The following is a 22,488-nucleotide window of genomic DNA, read 5'->3' on the forward strand; positions in this document are numbered from 1 at the left end:
TTCCGTTCCAAGTAATATACCAGTGTGATTTTTAATTACAGATCAATTATTTACATATTTATTTATATGTAGAATGTCCGTTTTTAATACAAACGCTGTCCGGTATTAAAAAACCCTACCTCTTTTTTAACGGCACCAGTCTTACCGGGCCCAATAACCCGGAAGGCGCCGGCGCCCAGTTGGCAGCAGAAAAAGGCTGGTAAAATACATTCACAAAATTGATCTCGTAGAAAATGCGCCACTCCTTCCCTTGCCTATCGTAAGCGGCTATACGGTTTGCGGGCAGGTTGATCACTTCCACTTCCAGTACATTTTTACCCGGCTGCAGATATTTACCAATACGTGTGCTGAAAGGCAGCGCCCATAGGGTATCCAGTGGCCGGCCATTTACTGTGATGCGCGCGCTTTCCCGCACATCGCCCAGCTCCAGCAGCCAGTCATCGGCAGCAGCAGCCGGTTTATCAAAGCTAATGCGGTAACGTGCAGCGCCTGCATAGGTTTTGGCAGCGCTATCCGGCAGCTGCGTCCAGGAGTATAAGCTATCCAGTGTAAAGGTTTTAGCAATAGCGGGCGTAGTATCTGTAAAAGCCAGCTCCCATTTGCCTGTGAGCGGTTGCGCTTCAGCTGCCGGTTGCCAGTAAGCCCATGCAGGCCCCTGCAAAGGAAACGCAGCATTGGATGTTTTCAGGATCAGCGATTCACCCGCCTTTAATTGTACGTGTACTGCTGCTTTACCTTGCTGTTGGCGAAGCTGCGCAAGCCCGCTGTTGCCGGTATAAGCATCAAACCAGGCAGCGGAAGCAGCGGCTGTGCCTAATGTTATCCAGCCATCATAATCGTGTGCCTGCTGGTTGGCTATCATGTAATAATGACCGCTAGCGTGCCTGCGGCGGGTGAACCGTAAGCCGCTATCCACCATGGTTTCCCGGGTTGCGGGCAGCTGTTTTTCCAGGGCCGCGGTAGTAGTGACCTTATTGTTCAATGACTGTTTCAATTGGGTGAATGCCTGTCTGTTTTCTTTCAAATGCGACAGCCCGGGTACATCTTTAGGTAAATGATCCAGAAATATAATTTTTGCGCCGGCTTTTGCCAGCTTGTTTAATTGCTGCAAAGTGGCCAGCGGCATATATTCACAGGCCGGTACAACAATGGTGCGGTAATGGTTACCGGTGGTTTGTATCTGGCCATTGGCTACTTTAGTTTGCTGCAGCTGCCGGTCAGAAATAAAGTCTACGTTATAACCCTTATCTACCAAGGTAGTGGCCACATCATAAAATGGGAAAGGTTTCATCCACTCTGAAGTTTTACCGATCACAAACTGGTAGTAACGGTCGCTCATAGGCGACTGCCATACATCATACACAGGCCAGTACAATAGGATATCATTATCCGATTCCCCATCCTGCAAAAAAGATTGCGTGCGGGTAATATAACCGGTGAACGCCGGCATATACCGCCAGAAGGTGTTATAGGGCGAAAATTCCACCGATGCATAGAACAGCCATCCCGGCCATGGCGCATCTTTAGGGGAATAAGGCGTGCCATGAAAAAGCACATGGTTTATGCCGGACAGCAACAGGTTATCCAGCTCGGGCCTGCATTGCGATAAGGGTGTTTTGAAATGCTCCGTTAGCCAGGTAAAGGTTTCTGCTGATACATATTTTTTGCCCGTTACATGCGCTGCCGAAGCGGCAAACCTTAGCATCAGCGGGTTGGATTCTGTATGCCGGATCTCGTTTGTATCAATGTGCAGGCCCGGTATATTGAAATGGGTGGTGCCGAATGATTCGCACTCCGGCACATCCACAGCAGCATACAGGTCCAGCAGGTTGGCGGGCGAGCCATGTGCCTGGTTACGTGTAGTGCTGCCCATTTTATGCGCCCAGCTTACCCAGTTATGGGTAAAATTTTCCAGCAGCATATCAGACATGGTTACACGATAATCGTTCACCACCCTGCGTACCGTATCCGGATCGCCATGCCCCAGGAAAGCCGGTAAATAGTCTTCCAGCTTGTATCCCCTGCGCTGTGCAAATTCCTGTAGCAGATCGGCCGACCAGTCAGCCCCAAACACTTCATAAGAATCATTGAAAAAGGTATGTGGTACAGGCGCTTTTGTTTTTTCAAATGCCCTGCTAAAGCCCTGCAAATATTCCGTTACCACTCTTTTTGAAAAGTGGTCCATTACCCAGCCTTCCCCACCCGGTGAAGCACGTTTTACCTTTTGCCCGGTTTTACCATTGAACAGTGCAACCAGCTGCCAACTGCCGGCAGGCGCGGTCCATTCTAAAACACCGGCGGGGTTAACTTTTGCAGTCAGGTTCAGGCGCTGCCCCTGCGGGCCGTAGGCCATGAGCGCCTGCAATGGCGCAGGAGGCTGCTTTTCTTTTACATTTGCTTTTATGGGTTCTTTTAAAGATTGCCCTGCCTGCAGGGTAAATTCTTTAAAGTATACTTTACCGGCTGCATCTTCCAGCGGAATACCAGGGCCGCCAAAGGGCCAGCCGGTACCGGTGTTCATATCTACGGTCATGCCTAAACGGCTGCTTTCATGAATGGTATAACCCAGCATTTGCATCCAGTGGGGCGATAAAAAATCAATGAACTTATTTTCAAATCCCCTGGTGCCATAAATAGGCGTGATCTCAACCCCGCCAATGCCGGCCTGCTGCATAGCCTGTAAGTTATAGGCCAGGCCGGGCGTATCCACCGCATTCCCCAGCCACCACCAGCGCGTCCAGGGGCGGGTTTCTTTTTGAATGGACGGCCATTTCAATCCCTGGCCAGCAGCCAGGTAACAGCAGCTCAGCAAACAGGCGGTTAATAATACGGTCTTTTGCATAACGTATCCCAATTATTTTATCTTAAAAATAAAGGCAGAAGCGGTCATATATTGCCCACCCTGCGCTGCGGTGAACAGGTAAGCAGGCTTACCCTTATGCATTAACAGCTGCGGCCTTTCAAAACGGCCATAACGTTTCAGATGCGGGGCCGGCGCTGGTTCCTGTATGTAATGAGCCGCATCGTAATAAGCAATGGATGGCGTGGTCCAATGCAGCCCATCCTTTGCTTCCATATACAAGCCTACCTTTTGACTGTATACGCCCATATCCCGCGCCAGCATTTTAAACCGGTCCTGCTCATACCACACAAAAGCATCTTCCAGCTGTTTGTTATCCCCTAATTTAGAAAAATCTATCACCGGGTTCTGCGCATATTTATGAAATGGGCCTTCCGGCTTACTGGCAATCGCCAGTCCATACTTACGGTTGCCCCGGATGGCAGCTCCGGCATCCCGCTCGTAATCGGCCGTGTTCCATGATTTGTAGTATAACCAGTATTCGCCATTGGGATGAAACACCAGTGAGGGATTAGTGGTGCAATGATCATCCCAGCTTCCGGTAGCACCCGGTTCCAGGATAGGCATTTCACTGCGCTGCCAGGGACCTTCCAGGCTGTCTGCAACGGCAAGGCCTATACGTTTGGTATTGGTTTTACCATTGCAATTGCCCATGTAATACAAATAATAGCGGTTACCCAGCTTTCGTATATGCGGGTTATGGCAGGTAGTAGCATCCCAAAAGCCGGGGCGTGGCCGCAGCACCGTATCCACATACTCAAACTTCCCCTCGGGGTGATCTGCTACTGCATGCGCAATCTCCGAACTATTGATCCAGCCGCCCATACCTTTTGCTGCCGGCCAGCGGGAAAAGAACACATGGATCTTCCCATCCGGCCCTTCAATGGGGCTGTTACACCATACATACCAGTCCTTCATTTCCAGCGCACGGCCTACAGGATGCAGATGCTTGCTGAATTCAGACACCGGAGCATCCGCACGGTACTGCGCCGCGAGCCTTGCTCCAATCAGAGAACCACCAAGCGTTATAAGAAAATTCCTTCGAGTAAACATGCTGTATTAAATTACGAATTATCAGTATCCTGCGTTCTGATCATACAGTCCTGGTTTAATATTGATCTCCGTTTGCGGTACGGGATATAAGATAAACTCATTTTTCATGGGCTTCATCACTTTCTTTTCATCTTCCTTCGCCATCCAGGCATTCATTACAGTTACTACCTTGCCGGTACGTACCAGGTCGTGCCAGCGCAGGCCTTCTGCGGCAAACTCACGGCGGCGCTCTTCCAGCAGGGTATCTGCATTTACGCCGCTAATGCCGGCCAGCCCTGCACGGGTGCGTACCTGGTTTACAATATCATCCACCGTTGCCTGGCTGCCACCCGTATGCAATAAGGTTTCTGCATACATCATCAGCACATCGGTATAGCGCAGTACCGGCTGGTTAATGCCCCAGTCGCGCAGATCAACACCATAACGTTTAGGGTCCAGGAACTTTTTGAAATAGTTCTGGTTCACAAAGTTGCCATTCTCATCTGTAAAGCCCTGTATCACGTTAAAGGTTAAACGTACATCGCCGGCCGGGTAACTGCTAATGAGATCATTGGACACATATTTAAAATCATTGCCACTGGCTACCGGGATCTTGTAGGCCCGCATATAACTGCCGGGCAGCATTTCCGCAGGTATTACCGTACCGGTGCCGGTACCGCCGCTTTTAAACTGCACCTCGAACACAGATTCCGAATTGTTCTCATTATCATAGCTGAAGATCTGCGCGTAGTTATTGATGAAAACATACTTACCGCTGTTGATGATCTCCAACAGCAGGTCGCGGGCTTTGGCATATTCATTGGAATTTAATACCGGGCCTTTATCCAGCAGCACCGGGCCGGAGCGGGTTAAATATACCCGTGCTAAAATACCTTTAGCCGCATACAGGGTAGCCCGGCCTTTACTGCCGCCACTGTAGGATGCGGGTAATAACTGTGCTGCACTTTCCAGGTCAGCAATGATCAGGTCATAAATTTCCTGCACGCTTGCACGGTTAATACTTTGCGCAGCTGTAGCGCTAACCAGGTGATCTATTTTAGGCACACCGCCAAAGAAACGAACCAGGTCAAAGTACATGAGCGCGCGTATGAACTTTGCTTCGCCGGTGAACTGGTTGCGGATCGTTTCATCCGGCACCTTATCTGCATTGATATTATCCAGCACGGAATTACAGCGCATAATGGTATTATAACAATCGCTCCATGCGCTGGACATGAGCGCATTGGAAGAATTGACGGTAAAATTATTTACCGGGTTCCAGTCGTAAGTACCGCCTTCTCCCGGCACATACAAATTATCTGACCGTATTTCCGACAAAAAGAGATGGCGGGTAGGATAAGTGGACAGCCCGTTGTAAGCCGCATTCACAGCCTGCTCAAAGTCCTGCTGGTTGCGGTAAAAGTTCACCACGCTGGGATCAGAAATGGGCTTTACATCCAGCTTGTTGGTACAGCTGCCCAACAGGAATGCCACGGTAACCACACCTAATATTTTAAGTAACTGTTGCATAGGATCAGAATGAAATGTTAAGACCAAGAATGTAAGATTTTGCCAAAGGGAATGCGCCATAATCATCCCCGGAATCATTGATAGCTTCCGGGTTAAAGCCGCCGTTGTAATGATCTTTACCCCACACATTTTCTGCCGACATATAAATGCGGCCGCTATTTACGCCGGGAATATGCTTCAGCAAACGCGATAAGTTGTATCCCAGCGTAACAGTGCGCAAACGGAAATAGCTGGCATTGTATAACCAGCGGGAATCCTTCAGGCGGCCGTATTTGATTGGATTGGCCTTGGGCACAATACCATTACCGGGATCTGCTTCCGAACGCCAGCGGTCCCGCCAGATACCCAGCGAATTATCTGAAATACCGCTGCCCTGCCGGTCAATAGCACGGCCAAACGTAGAATAGATCTTGTTGCCCCACTGCCCCTGGAACAGGAAGCTGAGATCAAACCCCTTGTAGTTAAAATTATTAGTGATGCCCCAAACATAAGTAGGGTCAGGCTGCCCCAGGATCACCGCATCTTTTACATCAATCACTTTGTCGTTGTTAGCATCAAGATATTTGGGGTCACCTGCTTCCTCGCCTGGTATAATGGTGCTGGATGCCGCTTCTGCAGCTGTTTTCAGGATGCCTATATTTTCCAGCACATAAAAAGCGCCAATGGGCTGGCCTACGGTAGTAATGTGATGGCCCATGTTATCGAAATTGCCAAAGATGATAGGCGTGTTGTTAGGTCCCAGCTGCAACACTTTATTGGTGTTATGGCTCAGGTTCATATTAGTGGTCCACTCAAATGCACCGGTAAAGTTGCGGGTGGAGAGCTCCAGCTCCCAGCCTTTATTACGCACTTTACCAATGTTGGTAATTGCGGTGCTGAAACCGGTAACAGCTGCCACCGGTATACTTAACAACAGGTCTGTATTCAGCTTGCGGTAATAATCAAATGACAGGAAAATGCGGTTATCAAACAAACCCAGGTCCAGCCCTGCATCTATGGTTTCTGATTTTTCCCAGCCCAGGTCAGGATTGGGAATGTTGGTAGCGGTTTGTCCTTTTACCAGCGCGCCTTCGCCGGTGCCTAACACATAATTGGAAAAACCCAGCAAGCCTATCTGGCTGAAATCGCCAATGTTATTATTGCCTGAAAGGCCCCAGCTGCCGCGCAGCTTCAGCTCACTCACTGCGCCAATGTTTTTCATAAAAGGCTCTTCCAGCACCCGCCAGCCAGCAGATACAGCGGGGAAAACACCCCACTTGGTATTGGCCCCAAAACGGGAAGAACCATCGCGGCGGATAGAGGCTGAAAGCAAATATTTATCGCGGAAACCATACTGCACCCTGCCAAAGTAAGAGATGAGGACGTTCTTAGTTTCGCGTGTATACGTGTCTGATAGTGTCAGGGTAGTAGCGCCGTTCAGGGTATAAATATCATCGGTGCTGTAGTTGGAACCTCCTATGCGCGCTTCTTCAAAATTAGTCTGGTTAAAGGAATAACCGGCTACTGCCGCTATATCATGGCTGCCAAAGGTTTTATTATACGATAAGGTGTTTTCATTTACCAGCGTGGTTTTACGGAAAGTGCGGGAGGAGCCGGTACCCGGGTTCCCGTTCCTGATTATACTGGGTGAAAATGCTTTACGGCGGTAATCTGCATTATCTATGTTCAGCGTGGATTTAAACACCAATCCATCAAACAATTTATAATCTCCATAAATACTGCCCAAGGTACGCAGGGTGCGCTCCTCTCCCATCTGCTCCCGTAACACCGCTACAGGGCTTATGGTGGAGCTGGCCCAGGCATACCGCGCATTGGGCACCACGCCGGTTTCCAGGCCCACGCTGTCTTCTACAATAGGGGTGGCGCTAACGGCTTTATGCAATTGCGCATCCTTACCTTCTGCACCAGGATCTGTAACTACGCCATAAGAAGGCGCCAGGTTAAGGCCCAGGTTAATACGGTCATTTACCTTCAGGTTCACATTAGAGCGGAAAGAATATCTCTTATAACCGGTATAGATCACAATACCATCCTGGTTCAGGTAATCGCCGGAAATGCGGTACGTTATTTTATCCGTACCACCTGAAGCAGACAGCTGGTAACTATGCACCAGGCCTTTTTGAAACAGCTCATCCTGCCAGTTAACATACCGCAAACCCGGGTGCCCCGGCTGGTACCAGCGTGCATCATAGATCTTGGAGAAATCAAAACCACCCAGCTTTTGCCTGCGCAGGGCAGGATCGTCTGTAGCAAGGCGGCCCAGCGCAGGATTTACATAGTTATAATCAATGATCTCGCGGGCACGGTCTATCCACTCTTCTGCAGAGAGCATGTCCAGCTTTTTAAGGGTTTGCTGCCAGCCCACATAGGTATTGAACTCCATACGGTTCTTGCCTGCCTTGCCGGATTTGGTGGTGATGATCACTACGCCGTTGGCTGCACGGGAACCGTAAATAGCCGCGGCAGAAGCATCCTTTAAAACCTGCACGGAAGCAATATCATTAGGATTGATATTATCCAGCGCTGAGCCCTGCGAAAAACCGCCGCTGGCACTGGCGCTGGCTACTTCCAGCGGAAAACCATCTATCACGTACAGGGGTTCTGTACCGGCATTAATAGAACCGGTGCCCCTTACCTTTATCTGGAAACCCTTACCAGGTGCGCCACTGATCTGTTTTACCTGTACGCCGGCCATTTGCCCTACCAGCGCCTGGTCAACACGGGCAATGGGCCGCTCATCCAGGTGCTGCGCATTCAGTGTAGCAATAGCGCCGGTTACATTGGCTTTCTTTTGTGTGCCGTAACCTACCACCAGCACTTCATTCAGGCCCTGGTTACTCTTTAACAGGTTAACCGTAATATTACGTGTGCCCGACACCGTTACCTCCTGCGTATCGTACCCTACATAGGTGAATACCAGCACAGCGCCTGCGTTTGCAGCAAAGGTAAAATGGCCGGTTGCATCAGTGGAAATGCCTTTGTTGCTGCCCTTAATACGCACATTCACACCGGGCAGCGGAGCATGATCCTGCTCATCCAATACCTGCCCGCTGATGCGGTTATCTTTTTGAAAAGCATAGGTAAATGACTGCGGCAGTAAAAGCAAACTGCATAACAGCCACCTTAAATAGTGAGAAGTAACATTTTTCATGTTGCGGAATTTTTCAAGTTTAATTAGCGGTTAAGCCAACGGAATGCCCCTTTCATAACAGGAGATAATAGAACAGTACACAAACAATGATGAATACGAGTATTAATAACTTCTCCAGCATTTGCAGCCTTGCAATACGTTTCATTTCTTTTTGGCGATTATTATTGAGTGGCTCCATGTTCAATAACTCATTCACCTAAATTAGCCACCAGTATGCCTCCCCGCCATGGAGTATTGTACAATTGCCTGTGATTATTGGTAGTTTCCCTGTATGGTTATGCGGTTTTCAGCTCCGGCCGGCACATCGCGTACATACAACACCTTAGCGGCCGCATCATACTGCCACTTAGCGGCAGTTACAGCCTTTGGTTTTTCAGCCAGGTGTACTTTCAGCTCAAAGGTTTTCAGCGGGCTGTGATAAGGGCCTGCTGCCGGCTGTATGGTAATAGCAATATTATCTTCTGAAGTTTGGCTGTGAATGCTGGTAATGGCAAACTGCCCCTGCTGGTATAACAGGCTTTTACCATCATCTGTATACAGGCGGCAGCTGGCGCTGTCGCCGGGATATATATCCAGCGTTAGTGTATCAATGATCCTTTCCCCTACATATTGCAGCGGCGCCTGGGTGGGAATAATGCTGCCTGCTTTTATGAACAGTGGTATTTTATCCAGCGGTGTAAGCACGTTCAGGTATTGCTTGCCGGGATAGGTTTTACCGGTCCAGTAATCTATCCACCTGCCTTGTGGCAAATACACCGTGCGGGTAGCAGCGCCTTTTTGCGTAACCGGGCATACCATTAGGCTGCTGCCCAGCAGGTACTGGTCTGTAATGTTGTACACATTCACATCATCCTGGTAATCCAGCACCAGCGCACGCATGAGCGGCATGCCGGTAGTGTACATTTCATATGCATGGTTGTATAAGTAAGGCAACAGCTGGTAACGCAGGCGGGCATATTGCTTAAAAATAACCTGCGCTTCCTTGCCATAATTCCAGGGCTCTTTGTACCCCGGATGATCCATACCAAATACCATGGCTACAGGGCTTAACATGCCGAACTGGCACCAGCGGATGTACAGCTCCGGATCGGCCGGGTGCTCAAAACCGCCCATACAGTGGGCCCAGTAGCCTACGCCGGATAACCCGATATTAAGGCCTGCTTTTATAACCGGCTCAAAGTACTGCCACTCACTGGGCCAGTCGCCGGCAAAAATGAAAGGATAACGCTGTATACCGGCATACCCTTCGCGCGTATGGTTCATACCACGCAAATGATTATACGCTGCAAAATTTTCATAGGCCGCTTTAGCGTACGCAATGGGGAAAACATTGTGCAGCGCACGGGCCTTCTCATCTGTAGGACCCGTTTTATTACTCTCATTGGCCAGGTGCCCAAAGGCGCTGCCCTCATCTGTTTTAAAGAATTTTGCACCGATGCGGGCCACTTTCATGGCTGCATTTTGCCACCACCAGCTTACGGCCGTGCTGTCAAAAAAGTTCACAAACTCACCGGGCCGGCCGTTTTCAGGATAGGTATAACCCAGGGCGGCAGCGCTATCCAGCAGGTGATTGTGCAAACCGTTATCCAGCCGGGGGCGGATGTGCAGCCCCACCATGTTATAGTGCAGCGCATACAGGCTGTCCATCATAGCGCGCGGGTTGTGGAAGGTTTCCCGCCACTCAAAACTGGTAGCGCCTTTGCCGCCATTTTTGCCAAAGAGGCGCCAGGTAGAGTCCAGGAACAAAAGATCTACCGGTATGCCCAGCTCCCGGAAACGGCGGGCCAGCGCCAGCACATAAGCAGCGGAGGTAAGCTGCTCATGCCCCCAGGTGCCGCCACTGTAAGTACCCACATGCAGGCCCATGGCAAAAAGCGGCATCAGGGGCGAGCGGCCTGTGAGCGCGGTATATTGCTCCAGGATACCGGCAAAGCGGGGACCATAAATAAAATAGTAATCCAGCTCCCCTTTACCTTGCGCAGCAAAGGTGTATTGGTCCGGGCGGGTGCTGCCCATATCCCACTCCGTAGCAGCAGAAGTATGCAGGAAAATGCCGTAACCCCGGGTGCTCATAAAAAAGGGAATGGGGCTGTAATTGGCCGCCAGCACATTGTAGGCGCCGGTAATATGCGGCATGCCGGCGCCGCGGCCCACATTCAGCTGCAGCTTTTTGCCGCGCCGGTCCAGGAAATCCATACGCTCCCCGAAACCAAAGAAATGCTCATCCGGCTGCAATGTTTTGCGGCAAAGGGTAGTGTCGCCGGAGAGCACAGCGCCATCAGCGGGTTCTTCAGACAGTAATTTTCCATCGGCAGTATATACATTAATGTTAAACGGTTTTTTGTTCACCACAATTTGCAGGGCAGCAGTACTGAACCGGAAAGCCTCTCCTGTTTCTGTTGCCTGTACCGGCAGCTCCCCCCATTGATATTGTACCACCATCCATGGCTCGTCCGGCGCAAAAGTGCCGCTGCGGCTCATTCTCACCCGGAACATGGCAGCTGTACAAAATTCCAGCTGCACCCGGGCCTGGGTAGTGGTGAAATAAAAAATGTTGCCTTTCCTCGAAAAATCCTGCTGGTAGCTGCCCACCTGCGCTTGTGCAGCCAATGAGCCGATACAGAAAGCCGTGCAAAGGGTGATAATGGTCCTGAACATATTTCCGCGTAATTGTAAGTGAAGGAATGCCTGCCTGTAAAGTTGCCTGTAAAAAGGAGGCTGCGACATGGAAAAATTGACTTTATGCTGTAAAAATGTACCGGCAACAGGCCCAGTAGGAAAGCATAGGATGGATCTTACCATTTAAAATGCCAAATTCAGTATGCTGGATCTTCAGACCTGGAAAAGTGCAGATGAATTGAAAAACCGGGATCCGGGACTTTATAAATTCTGTTAAATATCGTTATGCAATTCCTGAAATGCGTTCTAACCATTTGCAGCAGCTTGTTATTTACTCAAACCCTTACCGCTGCGCTCACTATCCACCCCACTGCCAAAACCGGGTTAAGTAATAATGTATGCCTGGAACAGCTGACCACCCACGACGGTCTTTCCCAAAACACGGTACGCTGCCTGATGCAGGATAAAAAAGGGTTTATCTGGATCGGTACCCTTAATGGCCTGAACCGCTATGACGGCAAAAAATTTATTGTGTACCGGCCGGAGTACGGCAACCCGCACTCCATCAGCGACACGCGGATCCGCGAGCTGCATGAGGACCAGCATGGATTTATCTGGGTAAAAACATTTGAAGGGCGTTTTCATTGTTTTGATCCGGCCCGGGAGGATTTCATTGAATTTACCAATGACAATAAGGCGCCTGCGTACGATCAGTATTTTGCAGCTGCCAATGGCGACATCTGGCTATATGGGCATAGCACCGGCTGCCTGCGTATTCAGTATAAGCAGGGCAAGTTTGTAACACAACAGTATAATACCCCCACCGTAAATTTTATTTTTGAAGATGACGATCACCATTTATGGGTGGGTACCAGCAAACGTTTGCATAAATTAGATGCGGCAGGGAAAATGCTGACCGTATTTCAACAATCACCCCCGGAAGCTGATTTTCTGCAAACCATACCCGGAAAAGACCAGTTATATTTTATTACGCGGAACAACGGCGTATTTACCTACCATTTACAGCGCCGCACCTTTAGCGCATTGCGCATGGATCAGTCATTATCCCTTACCAGCGGAGCTTTGCTGAACCATCAACAGCTGCTGTTGGGCACTTCCCGGTCCGGCGCATTTGTATTACAGCTCAATACCGGGCACGTAACGCCTGCCAGCACCGTGTTTGGGGAAACCATACCCGGGCATATAGACCTGGTGAAAAGCCCGCAACAAGCCATCTGGATCAACAACCACTCCGGCGCCGTATGGTATTATGATACCCTGCAGCAGCGGAGCAGGCGTTTTAACCTGATAGCGCCGCAGGTGATAGCGCGTGTGGATGATGACCGCTTTACCATTCACACGGATAATAAAGACAATACCTGGATCACCACCTATGGGGGCGGCCTGTATTGTTATAACCGCCGTACAGATTCGCTGCAGCATTTTGATTACAATGCCGGTAATGCCAACGGGCTAAGCTCCAATTACCTGTTAAGCGTGCTGGCCGACCGCTCGGGGCTGGTATGGGTAGGCACTGAACATACGGGGCTGAATAAGCTGATGCCGCAGTCGTTTACCGTATCGCACTTTTACCCGGACCCAAGCACGCCCAAACATTACAGCGCCAATATTGTAAAAACGTTGTTTGAAGACAGCCGTGGTAATATATGGGTAAGCACCAAGAACGGATCGCTGAACCTGTATAACAGCCAGCTGCAGCAGATCCGCACCCTGAACCACCTGTTTCCCCGGCAAACGCCCAATGTATATTGCATACAGGAAGATGCGCGCGGTTACATCTGGTTAGGCACCAAAGGGCAAGGTTTATATATTACCCACCTTGACTCCCTGCAACGGCCGGCACGGCATTTTACCTTACCGGAGCCGGCAGGCGGGGGTAATCAGAATAACCTGGTGTACGCCCTTTTGCAGGACCGGCAGCAACGCATGTGGATAGGCACGTTTGGCGCGGGTTTTAACCTGGCTGCGTACAAAGGCGGCAGCCAGATCACCTTTACCAATTTCCTGGGCGCTCATGAAACGCTGAAGGATATACGCTGTTTACTGCAGGACCGCGCAGGACAAATATGGGCCGGCACCAATAACGGGCTGGTAGTATTTAACCCGGCAAAACCCAACGACTTTAAGGTATACCAATCTGACCAGAACAACCCGAACGGCCTTACCAGCAATGTGATCAAAACCCTGTGTGAAGATCACCACGGGCGTTTGTGGGTAGGCACTTACGGCGGCGGCCTTTGCCATTTTATACCTGGTACGGGCACACGTAGTGCTTATTTTGAAACCTATACCACGCAGCAAGGCCTTTCCAATGATATTGTAAACGGGCTGCTGGAAGACGATCAGGGTGACCTGTGGGTAAGCACTGAAAATGGCCTGACCCGTTTTAACCCGGACAAAAATACTTTTGAGGTCTTCTATTTTTCCAACAGCACGCTGGGCAACCTGTTTGCAGAAGCCTCCTGCTGCAAGCGCCGCAACGGGCAGCAGCTATGGGGCAGCATGGATGGCTTTTACAGCTGCCTGCCCGCGCGCATGAAAACAGACAGCCTGGATGCGCCGGTGGTGCTTACCGGGTTTAGTATTGCAGGCACTACACAAAAACAGGCCAATACACTTCCTGCTGAAATAAAACTGGAACCTAACCAAAGAGTGTTCAGCCTTGAATTTGCCGCGCTGGCATTCCGCAACCCACAGAAAAATAAATACACTTATATACTGGAGAATTATGAAGAAGAATGGAACACGCCTACCAGCTATAACATTGCCACTTACCGCAACCTGCCGCCGGGAGAATATACTTTCCGCGTAAAAGGCACTAACAATGATGGCAGCTGGAGCCGGCAGGAAGCCAGCATACACATTACCGTGCTGCCGCCCTTCTGGCGTTCTAACCCGGCATTCCTGTTATATGCGTTGGTTATTGCAGGGCTGTTCTTTGGCATCCGTATAGTGCGGCAGCGCATTAACCGCCTGCAGCATGCTGTGGCGCTGGAAAAGGAGCTAACGGAATATAAGCTGAACTTTTTCACCAACATTTCCCACGAGTTCCGCACGCCGCTTTCCTTAATTGTAAGCGCCATGGAAAACCTGCTGCCCGGCAAACAAAGCGCCTGGCAAACCGGCAAACATCTGCACATTATGCAAAAGAATGTGCATCGCTTAATGCGGCTGATAGACCAGCTGCTGGACTTCCGCAAGATCCAGCACCAGCGTATGAAGCTGCAATTACAGGAGCTGCCTGTTATTAACCTGTTACAGGAGCTTTGCGACAGCTTTAATGACCTGGCGGAACAAAAACATATTCACCTGCAGTTCCATAGTAACGTGCCCGAATACACGATGTGGGTAGATGATAATAAGCTGGATAAAATGTTGTACAACCTTTTATCCAACGCACATAAATTTACGCCTGCAGGCGGCAGCATTGCGGTAAATGTAATAGTGAACGAAAGCGCGGGCACCCTGCAGGTGCAGGTATCAGATTCCGGTATTTCCATCCCCGAAAGCAGGCGGGAACAGATCTTCCAGCGGTTCACCCAACTCGACTTCTCTCCAACGGGAACGGGTATAGGGTTATCGCTCACCAAAGAATTAGTAGAGCTGCACAAGGGATATATTGATTTCCATAATAACCCGGATACCGGCGTGACCTTTACTATTACCCTACCTCTTTCTAAAACGGCGTACACCCCGGAAGACCTGGCAGCACCGGATACGGTGGCTGATCATCCTCATAACCCCTCTTCACTCATTGACTATATACCGGATGCAACGGGGATGGAGCTGCCGGAACCTACCTCCCGTTATAAGATCCTGGTGATAGAAGATAACCCGGATATTTGCGATTACCTCTCTTCCCAATTAAGCCAGTACTTTCATGTATATACCGCCAACAATGGGCGGGAAGGTTTGGCGCTGGCCATAGAAACCGCGCCGGACCTGGTAGTGTGCGATGTAATGCTGCCGGAGATGAATGGTTTTGAAATTACCCGCCGCATACGTAATGAGTTCCAGACCTGCCATATACCGGTGGTGCTGCTAACGGCCCTTAGCTCCGGCGAACACCAGCTGCAGGGCGTGGATGCCGGTGCGGATGCCTATATAGCAAAACCCTTCAGCACCCGTTTTCTGCTCACCAACATCATCCGTATTATTGAGCAGCGGGAAAAGATCCGTAAACGTTTCTCCAATGATCCCGGCTTTTTTGAAGTGAACATTGCGGAACATGAGGCCGACAAAAAATTCCTGGACCGCCTACATTTTATTATTACCCGTAACCTGGATAACACCCAATTTTCAGTAGACGAATTTGCTGCTGCCGTGAAGCTGGGACGCACGCTGTTCTACAAAAAAGTAAAAGGGCTTACGGGTTACTCCCCTAATGAATACATAAGGCTGGTACGGTTAAAACAGGCGGCAGAGCTGTTGAATACAGGAGATTACACAGTATCGGAAGTAACGTATAAGGTGGGGATGAATGATCCGTTCTATTTCAGTAAATGTTTTAAAGCGCAGTTCGGTATTCCACCGTCGGCTTATCTGAAGAAGGTAAAAGCGGGATGAGTATAAAACAAAAAGACCTGACAAGTTTTGCAACCTGTCAGGTCTTTACCTGAGAGCGGAAGACCGGGCTCGAACCGGCCACCCCGACCTTGGCAAGGTCGTGCTCTACCAAATGAGCTACTTCCGCATTATTAAAAGAACTTCAGTTATTTGCAAGTTTTGATACCTGCTTATTTTTGAAATTGGGATTGCAAAAATAAGGAAGTATTTGAAATAACCAAATTATTTATACTTAGGATTGTACAGTGTGCTTTCCGGTACGGCCACTTCTGGTTTACCCGGGTAACGGTGTTGATACAGCTTGTAGCAGCCGCCTAATACAAAAGCCAGCGTGCAAAATATTGTTACATAAAAAAGGAAACGGGAAGAGCTAACCCAGTTCTGGGAAAAATCGTTCTTATTTTCTACTGTATTCTGTTCCATGATTTATTCTTTTCGCGGTGCAAACTTACACTATGTCAAATAATAATCAAAGTAATATTTGAAAAAAACTGGATGAAGGCTTAATGCTTAACGCTGAACGCTTAATGCCATTGTGTTATGCTTTAGGTGCTCAGTGTTAAGCGTTAAGGTCACGGGAAGCGTTTAGCTTTTAGCTTTTAGTGTTCTGCACTCTGCGTTCAGCATTCCGTGATATGCCTGGTAAGCAGTTTATGATGCTGCGGGGTGTGTAGCATTAAGCGTTAAGCGCATTTAACGTTCAGTATTCCGCGTTTGGCGTTCCTTCTCATGCTCCAGCTTGGAAAATTCTTTACGGCCCAGGAAGTAATAACGCCAGATCATAATACCATGGAATACGCCCTGCATATCCAGCAGCTTTTTCCAGGGCAGATGATCCTGCTTCAGGTCATATTTACGGCGCCACTTATGATAATCCTTATAGGCGCGTATAATGGCCGTCATATCCTTCGGTTTGCCCGCTACCAGGCTTTTTACAGCTGCCAGCACATCCAGGAAGAACCTTTGTGACAGCACAATCCAGCGGTCGAACGGATGCAGGTTCTTCCACAACATCATCAGGTTATTGCGAAAGTTGAGGTACAGCTTACGCGGGTTACCCTGGGGCAGGCTGCCCCCGCCTACATGATATACCAGCGAATCCGGGCAGTAGCTGATGCGGTAGCCGGCACGCTGCAGCCGCCAGCAGAGATCTACCTCTTCCATATGCGCAAAGAAATCGGCATCAAAACCCTTTACTTCATGAAAACATTTGGAGCGGATGAACAGTGCTGCACCGGTAGCCCAGAACACATCCTGCACATCATCATACTGCCCCTTGTCTTTTTCCGTGGTGTAAAGGATACGGCCGCGGCAAAAGGTATAACCCAGAATATCCATCCAGCCACCGGCAGCGCCGGCATACTCAAACTCATCCTGCTGGTAATAAGCGCGCAGCTTGGGCTGGCAGGCGGCTATTTGCGGATCTTGCTGCATAAGGGCCACCACGGGCTCTATCCAGCCGGGAGATACCTCCACATCCTGGTTCAGAAGCACATAGATATCCGCCTGCACATGCTGTAAAGCCTCGTTATAACCACCGGCAAAACCATTGTTGGATGGGTTCCGGATGATCTTTACCTGCGGAAAATGGGTTTGGGTAAAGGCAACGCTGTCGTCTGTAGAGGCGTTGTCGGCCAGGTACAATTCCAGGTTGCCGTAAGTGGACTGGCATACCGAAGGCAGGAATTTTTCCAAAAACCCCCTCCCGTTCCAGTTAAGAATGACTACGGCTACTGATGGCAATACGGACAACAGCTCTTCGTTTACGCGTGATGAATATTTTGCGTTGCAAATATAGCAGAAAAGTCGAGAGTGAGTAGTCCATGGCCGATGGTCCATAGTCCATGGCTTGGTGCCGTGGGATAGGCCGTTCGTGGAGGTGCGGTTACCCCACCTGCCCTATCCCACTCAGAAATGCGCAGCAGGCTATGCACCATGGACCATAGACTAAAGATTTATATTAACTTACGCCCAAATGTTTAAACAGTATATAGGCTGGAAGTTTGTATTGGTTTCCATGGCGGTGGTGATCATTGTAGCTACCATCTGGTTTGTGAGCAGCTTATCCCAACGGATACAGGAAGAAGAGACCAAAAAAGTAGCTACCTGGGTAGAAGCCAACCGGGAGCTTTTACAGGCGCCGGCAGACGCCAACCTGAACCTGGCCGTGGAAATAGTAACCACCAACACTACCATCCCCCTTATATTAACCAACGAAACCGGCGATATTATTGACAGCCGCAACCTTGATACGGTAAAAGGCCGCAATCCCCGCTACCTGCAGGACGAGCTGGCCGTTTTCAAGAAAAAACATCCGCCCTTTATCATGGAGGTGGATGCCAAACAAAAGATCTACAATTACATTTATTATGGGGATTCCCTGATCCTGAAGCAGGTACGGTATTACCCCTACATACAGCTGCTGGTGGTAACGCTGTTCATTGGCGTGGTGTTATTTGCCTTATCCACTACTAACCGCGCCACTCAGAACCTCGTATGGGTGGGCCTTGCCAAAGAAACGGCCCATCAGCTGGGCACCCCCTTATCTTCCATGGAAGCCTGGCTGGAAATACTGAAAGAGAACGAAGCCAACGCCAGCATGGTCACGGAGCTGGGTAAAGATGTGGACCGCCTGAAGCTGATCACCGACCGCTTTTCCAAGATCGGCAGTGTGCCCAAGCTGGAGGAAAAGAACGTGGTAGCGCAAATAGAGCACATGACAGCGTATATCCGCAAACGGGCGCCCCAGAAAGTGCAGTTTACCGTACATACCAAAGATACAGACATGCCCGCCATGATATCCCCTCCCCTGTTTGACTGGGTAGTGGAAAACCTGCTAAAAAACGCGCTGGATGCCATGGAAGGCAAAGGTGCTATCGATATTTACATTGATAATCACCCCACTGACATTACTATCGACATCACAGATACCGGCAAAGGTATTCCCAAACCTTATTACGAAAAAGTGTTCAAACCCGGCTTCAGCACCAAAAAGCGTGGCTGGGGGCTGGGGCTTTCACTGGCCAAACGTATTATTGAAGAATACCATAAGGGGCGGCTGTTTGTAAAGGCATCGGAATTAGGTAAGGGAACTACTTTCAGGATTATTTTGCGGAAGTAGGGGGATTAACTGATGCATAAAGCGCTGCATTAAGATAACTGTATAAATGTCATAGCTGGATTGAACCTTAGTTGGCAGGAGCCGATAATAAATTTGTACATTCTCAAAAACGGATTATTTTTGCAGCCACTTCAAATGCGGAGGTGGCGAAATTGGTAGACGCGCTACTTTGAGGTGGTAGTGCCTGAAAGGGCTTGGGAGTTCGAATCTCCTCTTCCGCACTTAAGGGGAAATTTTTCAATTTCCCCTTTTTTTATCTACTTCTAAAAACCCTTTGTCGCCATTATCTGCAAATCACGAGATAAAAACGGTAATACTTTTTGAGTGCGATAGCCCCTCTCCTTATAATAAAGGCCATCATTTATATAAAAACGGGATTAAGCAACCGTTAACGCAATATGATGATGTAAATACCTTGGATGTTCCGCTTCTTTGACAAGGTAATCTGCTACATCTGCTCTGGAGATCTTGTTTATTTTTACTCCTTTAAATAATTTACTTATCACCTTGTAGTTTGATGTTAGTGGCCCATTCGTTAACATTCCAGGTTTCACAAACTCCCAGTTCATAGGGCTTTCAGCGATTATTTTTTCTAATAGGGTCTTGTCCTTATACTGGTCCTTTAAAAAAAGATTGATGACAAGGCGCAGAAAAAAAGTTAAATAACGGGCGCTTTCGCCGGTGCCGAAGCCGGTGACTATAATCACTGCCCCCTTGTAATCCAATTCGGATGTGACCATTAACAGGGTTTTAGCCAGGTTGGAAAACAAGGTCGTCCCTTTTTTCTTTTTAGTCCCAACAGTCACGATCACTGCGTCCGTTCCGGCAATAGCGTTTTTAAGATCGTCCGCCGATAATGCAGTGCCGGTTATCTTAGTTAAAGACTCATGTTCGGGCAGAGATGTATTATTTCTTGAAAGTCCCCTGATCGAATGCCCCCGCTTCAATGCGGACTTTACAGTTTCTGCACCTATTCCCGCAGAAGCACCTATGATGGCTATTTTCATTTGTCTGCTTTATTTAGAATTTAATTTATTAGTGAAGAAAGATTTTGCAACAGAGATTATTTTCAAATCGCATATTCAGTATACATTAAAGTTCACACCAGCACTGCTTAGTTGCTTTTTACTAAACAGTCTATAGAACAGGGCAGTGATCAAAAGGGCTGCAATTCCCTGGCACAGCATAGTTACCGGAGCGCCTATTTGTTGTGAAAGTGTGCTGATAAGTAAGCTTCCCAGGGGTAACATTCCGAAGAATACCAATACAACATAGCCCATTACACGGCCTCTCATCTGAGGATGTGCCTCCATTTGAATGATCGTAATACTTGTTGATATGGGTGTTATGGATCCTAAACCCAGGATCAAGGCAAATGGCAGCGCCAGACGTAATGTTCTCATTTGGGAAAACAGGATCAATCCAGCAGCCAATATAGCGATGCTTACCAGTACAATTTTTCTTAGATCGATGCCGTTGGGCGCTGATGCTATCAATAATGTGCCAGTCAATGCACCAAGACCGATGCTGCTGCTGATATAGCCGTAAGTAGCGGCATTCCCTTTAAAAACTACTTTAGCAAAGACCGGCTCCAGCGTATCATAAGGTAAGATCAGCAGACTCAGACAGGCGATAAGCAGGATAATAACGGTGAGAGCGGGCGTTTGCCGGAGATAGCGGAACCCCTCTGCCAATTCGAAAATTACTTTTTTCTTTACGTGAGGTGGCTGGTGCTTTGGAAACTTCATCAGCAGCAGGGAACTGATCACAGCAATAAAACTTATGGCATTTATAATAAAGCAGGTACTTGCACCAAAACGCTGTAAGATCAGCCCCGATAATGCCGGCCCTGTAAGCTTGGCTAAATTTGCCATGGCGGAATTAAGCGAAATAGCGTTGGTCAGATCTGCTTTATCATTAATCATTTCATGTACGATCGTTTGCCGGGCCGGAACGTCAAGCGCATTAATCACTCCAAGAACAACGCTAAGCGAAAGTATTTCCCATATTACATAATGATTAGTTAAAACTAAAGCTGCAAGGAATATTGCTTGCATCATTGCTGCGATTTGGGTAAAAAGCAAGATCTTATACCTGCTATACCGGTCAGTAATTACGCCGCCAAAAATGGAAAGCAGGAATGAGGGAAATAGTTGCGCAAACACGGCCACGCCTATCATGGAAGCGGAATGAGTAAATGCATAGACAATCCAGATAACCGCTGTTTGCTGCATCCAGGTACCTATTTGTGATACTGATTGACCAGCGAAGAACAGGGCAAAGTTCCGGTTTTGGAAAGCGCGAAAAGTATGATGTTTTAACATTTGCATCACAGAGCAAACCATTTATTTTTTACAATTGTGACAATCGCGCGGCACTATAACCGTCGTTGAGCATCCAATGCGTAAAGGCGGCGTATCGCCGGGCAAAATCTTTGGAATCCTTCGACTGTTCCACGTCTTTGGAAAAATTGCGTACCGTCTCAAAATAAGGCATACGCTGGGTCTGATAGCGCTTAAGCGCAGCAGGCAAATCGGGTCCTGCCTTTATAGCATTGGTAAGCACCATTACGTCTTCGATACCTAATGCACCGCCTGCCGCGATGTGGGGGGAAAGGCCATGTGCTGCGTCACCAATAAGCGCTACACGCTTTGATACCCAAAAAGGCAACTCAGGAACATACATGATCTGATTAAACAAGATCTTATCTTCAGGGGTTGACCCGATCAATCTGATAAGTGATTCCCCCCAATTTCCATCATTCAGGTTCTGCGCACGACGCAAGGCTTCTTCTTTCTTCGTTCCTTTGGGTTCAGCGCTATCAAACTGATTAATCATCCAGAACACCTGGTCGCCCGAAGTTTTGGCTAGCCCGCCTCTGGTACGGTCAGCTCCGACGGTTAATATCGTATTGTCAATTTGCTGATCATTTAACGGAAGGACAGCTCTCCAGACATGATGGCCTTTATGCTCCATTGCAGGATGCCCTGGCAGCATTTGCTGGCGCACCGTAGAATAGACCCCGTCCGCTCCAATTAAAAGGTCGGCATCGAGCCTTTTGCCGTCTGTCAATGTAACCGTTACCTTATTGTCTCCTTCCTCAAAACTTGCCAGTCTGCTGTTTAGTAGTATATTTTCCCGCCCGGCCGCATCAGCTAGTATAGTGTTCAATATTGGCCTTGAAAAGAGGGTGAAGGCATAATCATCAGGATCAAAACCAGCGGCCCGGAAGCGCTGCCCGGAAGCGTCGTAGAACCATGCTTCCAAGGAGGTGCCAGTAGAACGGATCTGCTCACCAACTCCAAGATCGTCAAATACATCCAATGCATTTTTCCATAAGTTAATAGACGCACCTGCTGCTCTGATCTCTGAAGCCTGTTCAAGCACACATACATCTGCACCCAAATGCCTGAATGCGATTCCAGCTGTCATACCCACTAAGCCGCCTCCTGCGATAACTACCCGAAGCTTTGTACTTCCCGGGTTCATTAAATTATTTGCCATTGTTTTATATTCCTTTATGTTATAATCTTCGGATGCAAAGATAGAGGGAGGATTAATCTCAAAATAGCAGAATAACGGGCATTT

At 48.8% G+C, this 22,488-nt stretch carries 12 protein-coding genes and 2 tRNA genes; 3 read left to right on the forward strand and 11 right to left on the reverse strand.

Going from position 1 to position 22,488, the window contains the following annotated elements:
- Positions 1-115 precede the first annotated feature (115 nt).
- The 5 genes from KVT36_RS25810 to KVT36_RS25830 all read right to left on the reverse strand — a co-directional run bounded on the left by KVT36_RS25810 (position 116) and on the right by KVT36_RS25830 (position 11,231).
- On the reverse strand, positions 116-2,842 hold the full coding sequence (locus KVT36_RS25810) for a glycosyl hydrolase (RefSeq protein ID WP_217606334.1): 2,727 nt from the start codon (positions 2,840-2,842) through the stop codon (positions 116-118).
- 12 nt (positions 2,843-2,854) lie between these two features.
- The gene (locus KVT36_RS25815; protein WP_217606335.1) at positions 2,855-3,913 is read right to left on the reverse strand and encodes a glycoside hydrolase family protein; all 1,059 of its coding nucleotides are present in this window, start codon (positions 3,911-3,913) and stop codon (positions 2,855-2,857) included.
- A 21-nt stretch (positions 3,914-3,934) separates the two neighbouring features.
- The gene (locus KVT36_RS25820) at positions 3,935-5,422 is read right to left on the reverse strand and encodes a RagB/SusD family nutrient uptake outer membrane protein (protein ID WP_217606336.1); all 1,488 of its coding nucleotides are present in this window, start codon (positions 5,420-5,422) and stop codon (positions 3,935-3,937) included.
- A gap of 4 nt (positions 5,423-5,426) precedes the next feature.
- Positions 5,427-8,573, reverse strand: coding sequence for a TonB-dependent receptor (locus KVT36_RS25825; protein WP_217606337.1), 3,147 nt, complete (start codon positions 8,571-8,573; stop codon positions 5,427-5,429).
- A 252-nt stretch (positions 8,574-8,825) separates the two neighbouring features.
- Complete coding sequence (locus KVT36_RS25830; protein ID WP_217606338.1) at positions 8,826-11,231, reverse strand: glycoside hydrolase family 31 protein; 2,406 nt, start codon at positions 11,229-11,231, stop codon at positions 8,826-8,828.
- 246 nt (positions 11,232-11,477) lie between these two features.
- On the opposite strand from KVT36_RS25830, the gene KVT36_RS25835 reads away from it, so the two are divergent.
- A complete protein-coding gene (locus KVT36_RS25835; protein ID WP_217606339.1) occupies positions 11,478-15,779 on the forward strand; it encodes a hybrid sensor histidine kinase/response regulator transcription factor in 4,302 nt (1,433 codons plus the stop codon).
- Positions 15,780-15,833: 54 nt separating this feature from the next.
- On the opposite strand, the gene KVT36_RS25840 is transcribed toward KVT36_RS25835, so the two are convergent.
- From KVT36_RS25840 to KVT36_RS25850, 3 genes are all read right to left on the reverse strand, one after another.
- Positions 15,834-15,906 (reverse strand) — tRNA-Gly (locus KVT36_RS25840).
- 95 nt (positions 15,907-16,001) lie between these two features.
- Positions 16,002-16,202, reverse strand: coding sequence for a hypothetical protein (locus KVT36_RS25845; protein ID WP_217606340.1), 201 nt, complete (start codon positions 16,200-16,202; stop codon positions 16,002-16,004).
- A 270-nt stretch (positions 16,203-16,472) separates the two neighbouring features.
- Positions 16,473-17,531, reverse strand: a complete 1,059-nt coding sequence (locus KVT36_RS25850) for a glycosyltransferase family 2 protein (protein WP_217606341.1) — start codon at positions 17,529-17,531, stop codon at positions 16,473-16,475.
- A 223-nt stretch (positions 17,532-17,754) separates the two neighbouring features.
- Between KVT36_RS25850 and KVT36_RS25855 the strand changes: the two genes are divergently transcribed.
- A complete protein-coding gene (locus KVT36_RS25855) occupies positions 17,755-18,900 on the forward strand; it encodes a HAMP domain-containing sensor histidine kinase (protein ID WP_217606342.1) in 1,146 nt (381 codons plus the stop codon).
- A gap of 137 nt (positions 18,901-19,037) precedes the next feature.
- Positions 19,038-19,121 (forward strand) — tRNA-Leu (locus tag KVT36_RS25860).
- A 156-nt stretch (positions 19,122-19,277) separates the two neighbouring features.
- Here KVT36_RS25860 and KVT36_RS25865 read toward each other — a convergent pair.
- The 3 genes from KVT36_RS25865 to KVT36_RS25875 form a co-directional block, all read right to left on the reverse strand.
- On the reverse strand, positions 19,278-19,907 hold the full coding sequence (locus KVT36_RS25865) for an NAD(P)-dependent oxidoreductase (RefSeq protein ID WP_217606343.1): 630 nt from the start codon (positions 19,905-19,907) through the stop codon (positions 19,278-19,280).
- A gap of 75 nt (positions 19,908-19,982) precedes the next feature.
- Positions 19,983-21,230 carry an MFS transporter gene (locus KVT36_RS25870; RefSeq protein ID WP_217606367.1) on the reverse strand — a complete coding sequence of 416 codons (1,248 nt, stop codon included), beginning with the start codon at positions 21,228-21,230 and terminating at the stop codon, positions 19,983-19,985.
- 22 nt (positions 21,231-21,252) lie between these two features.
- Positions 21,253-22,404 carry an NAD(P)/FAD-dependent oxidoreductase gene (locus KVT36_RS25875; RefSeq protein ID WP_217606344.1) on the reverse strand — a complete coding sequence of 384 codons (1,152 nt, stop codon included), beginning with the start codon at positions 22,402-22,404 and terminating at the stop codon, positions 21,253-21,255.
- Between the last annotated feature and the right edge of the window lie 84 nt (positions 22,405-22,488).

This window comes from Chitinophaga sp. GbtcB8 (genome assembly GCF_019091455.1).
In the GTDB taxonomy this organism is placed as follows: domain Bacteria; phylum Bacteroidota; class Bacteroidia; order Chitinophagales; family Chitinophagaceae; genus Chitinophaga.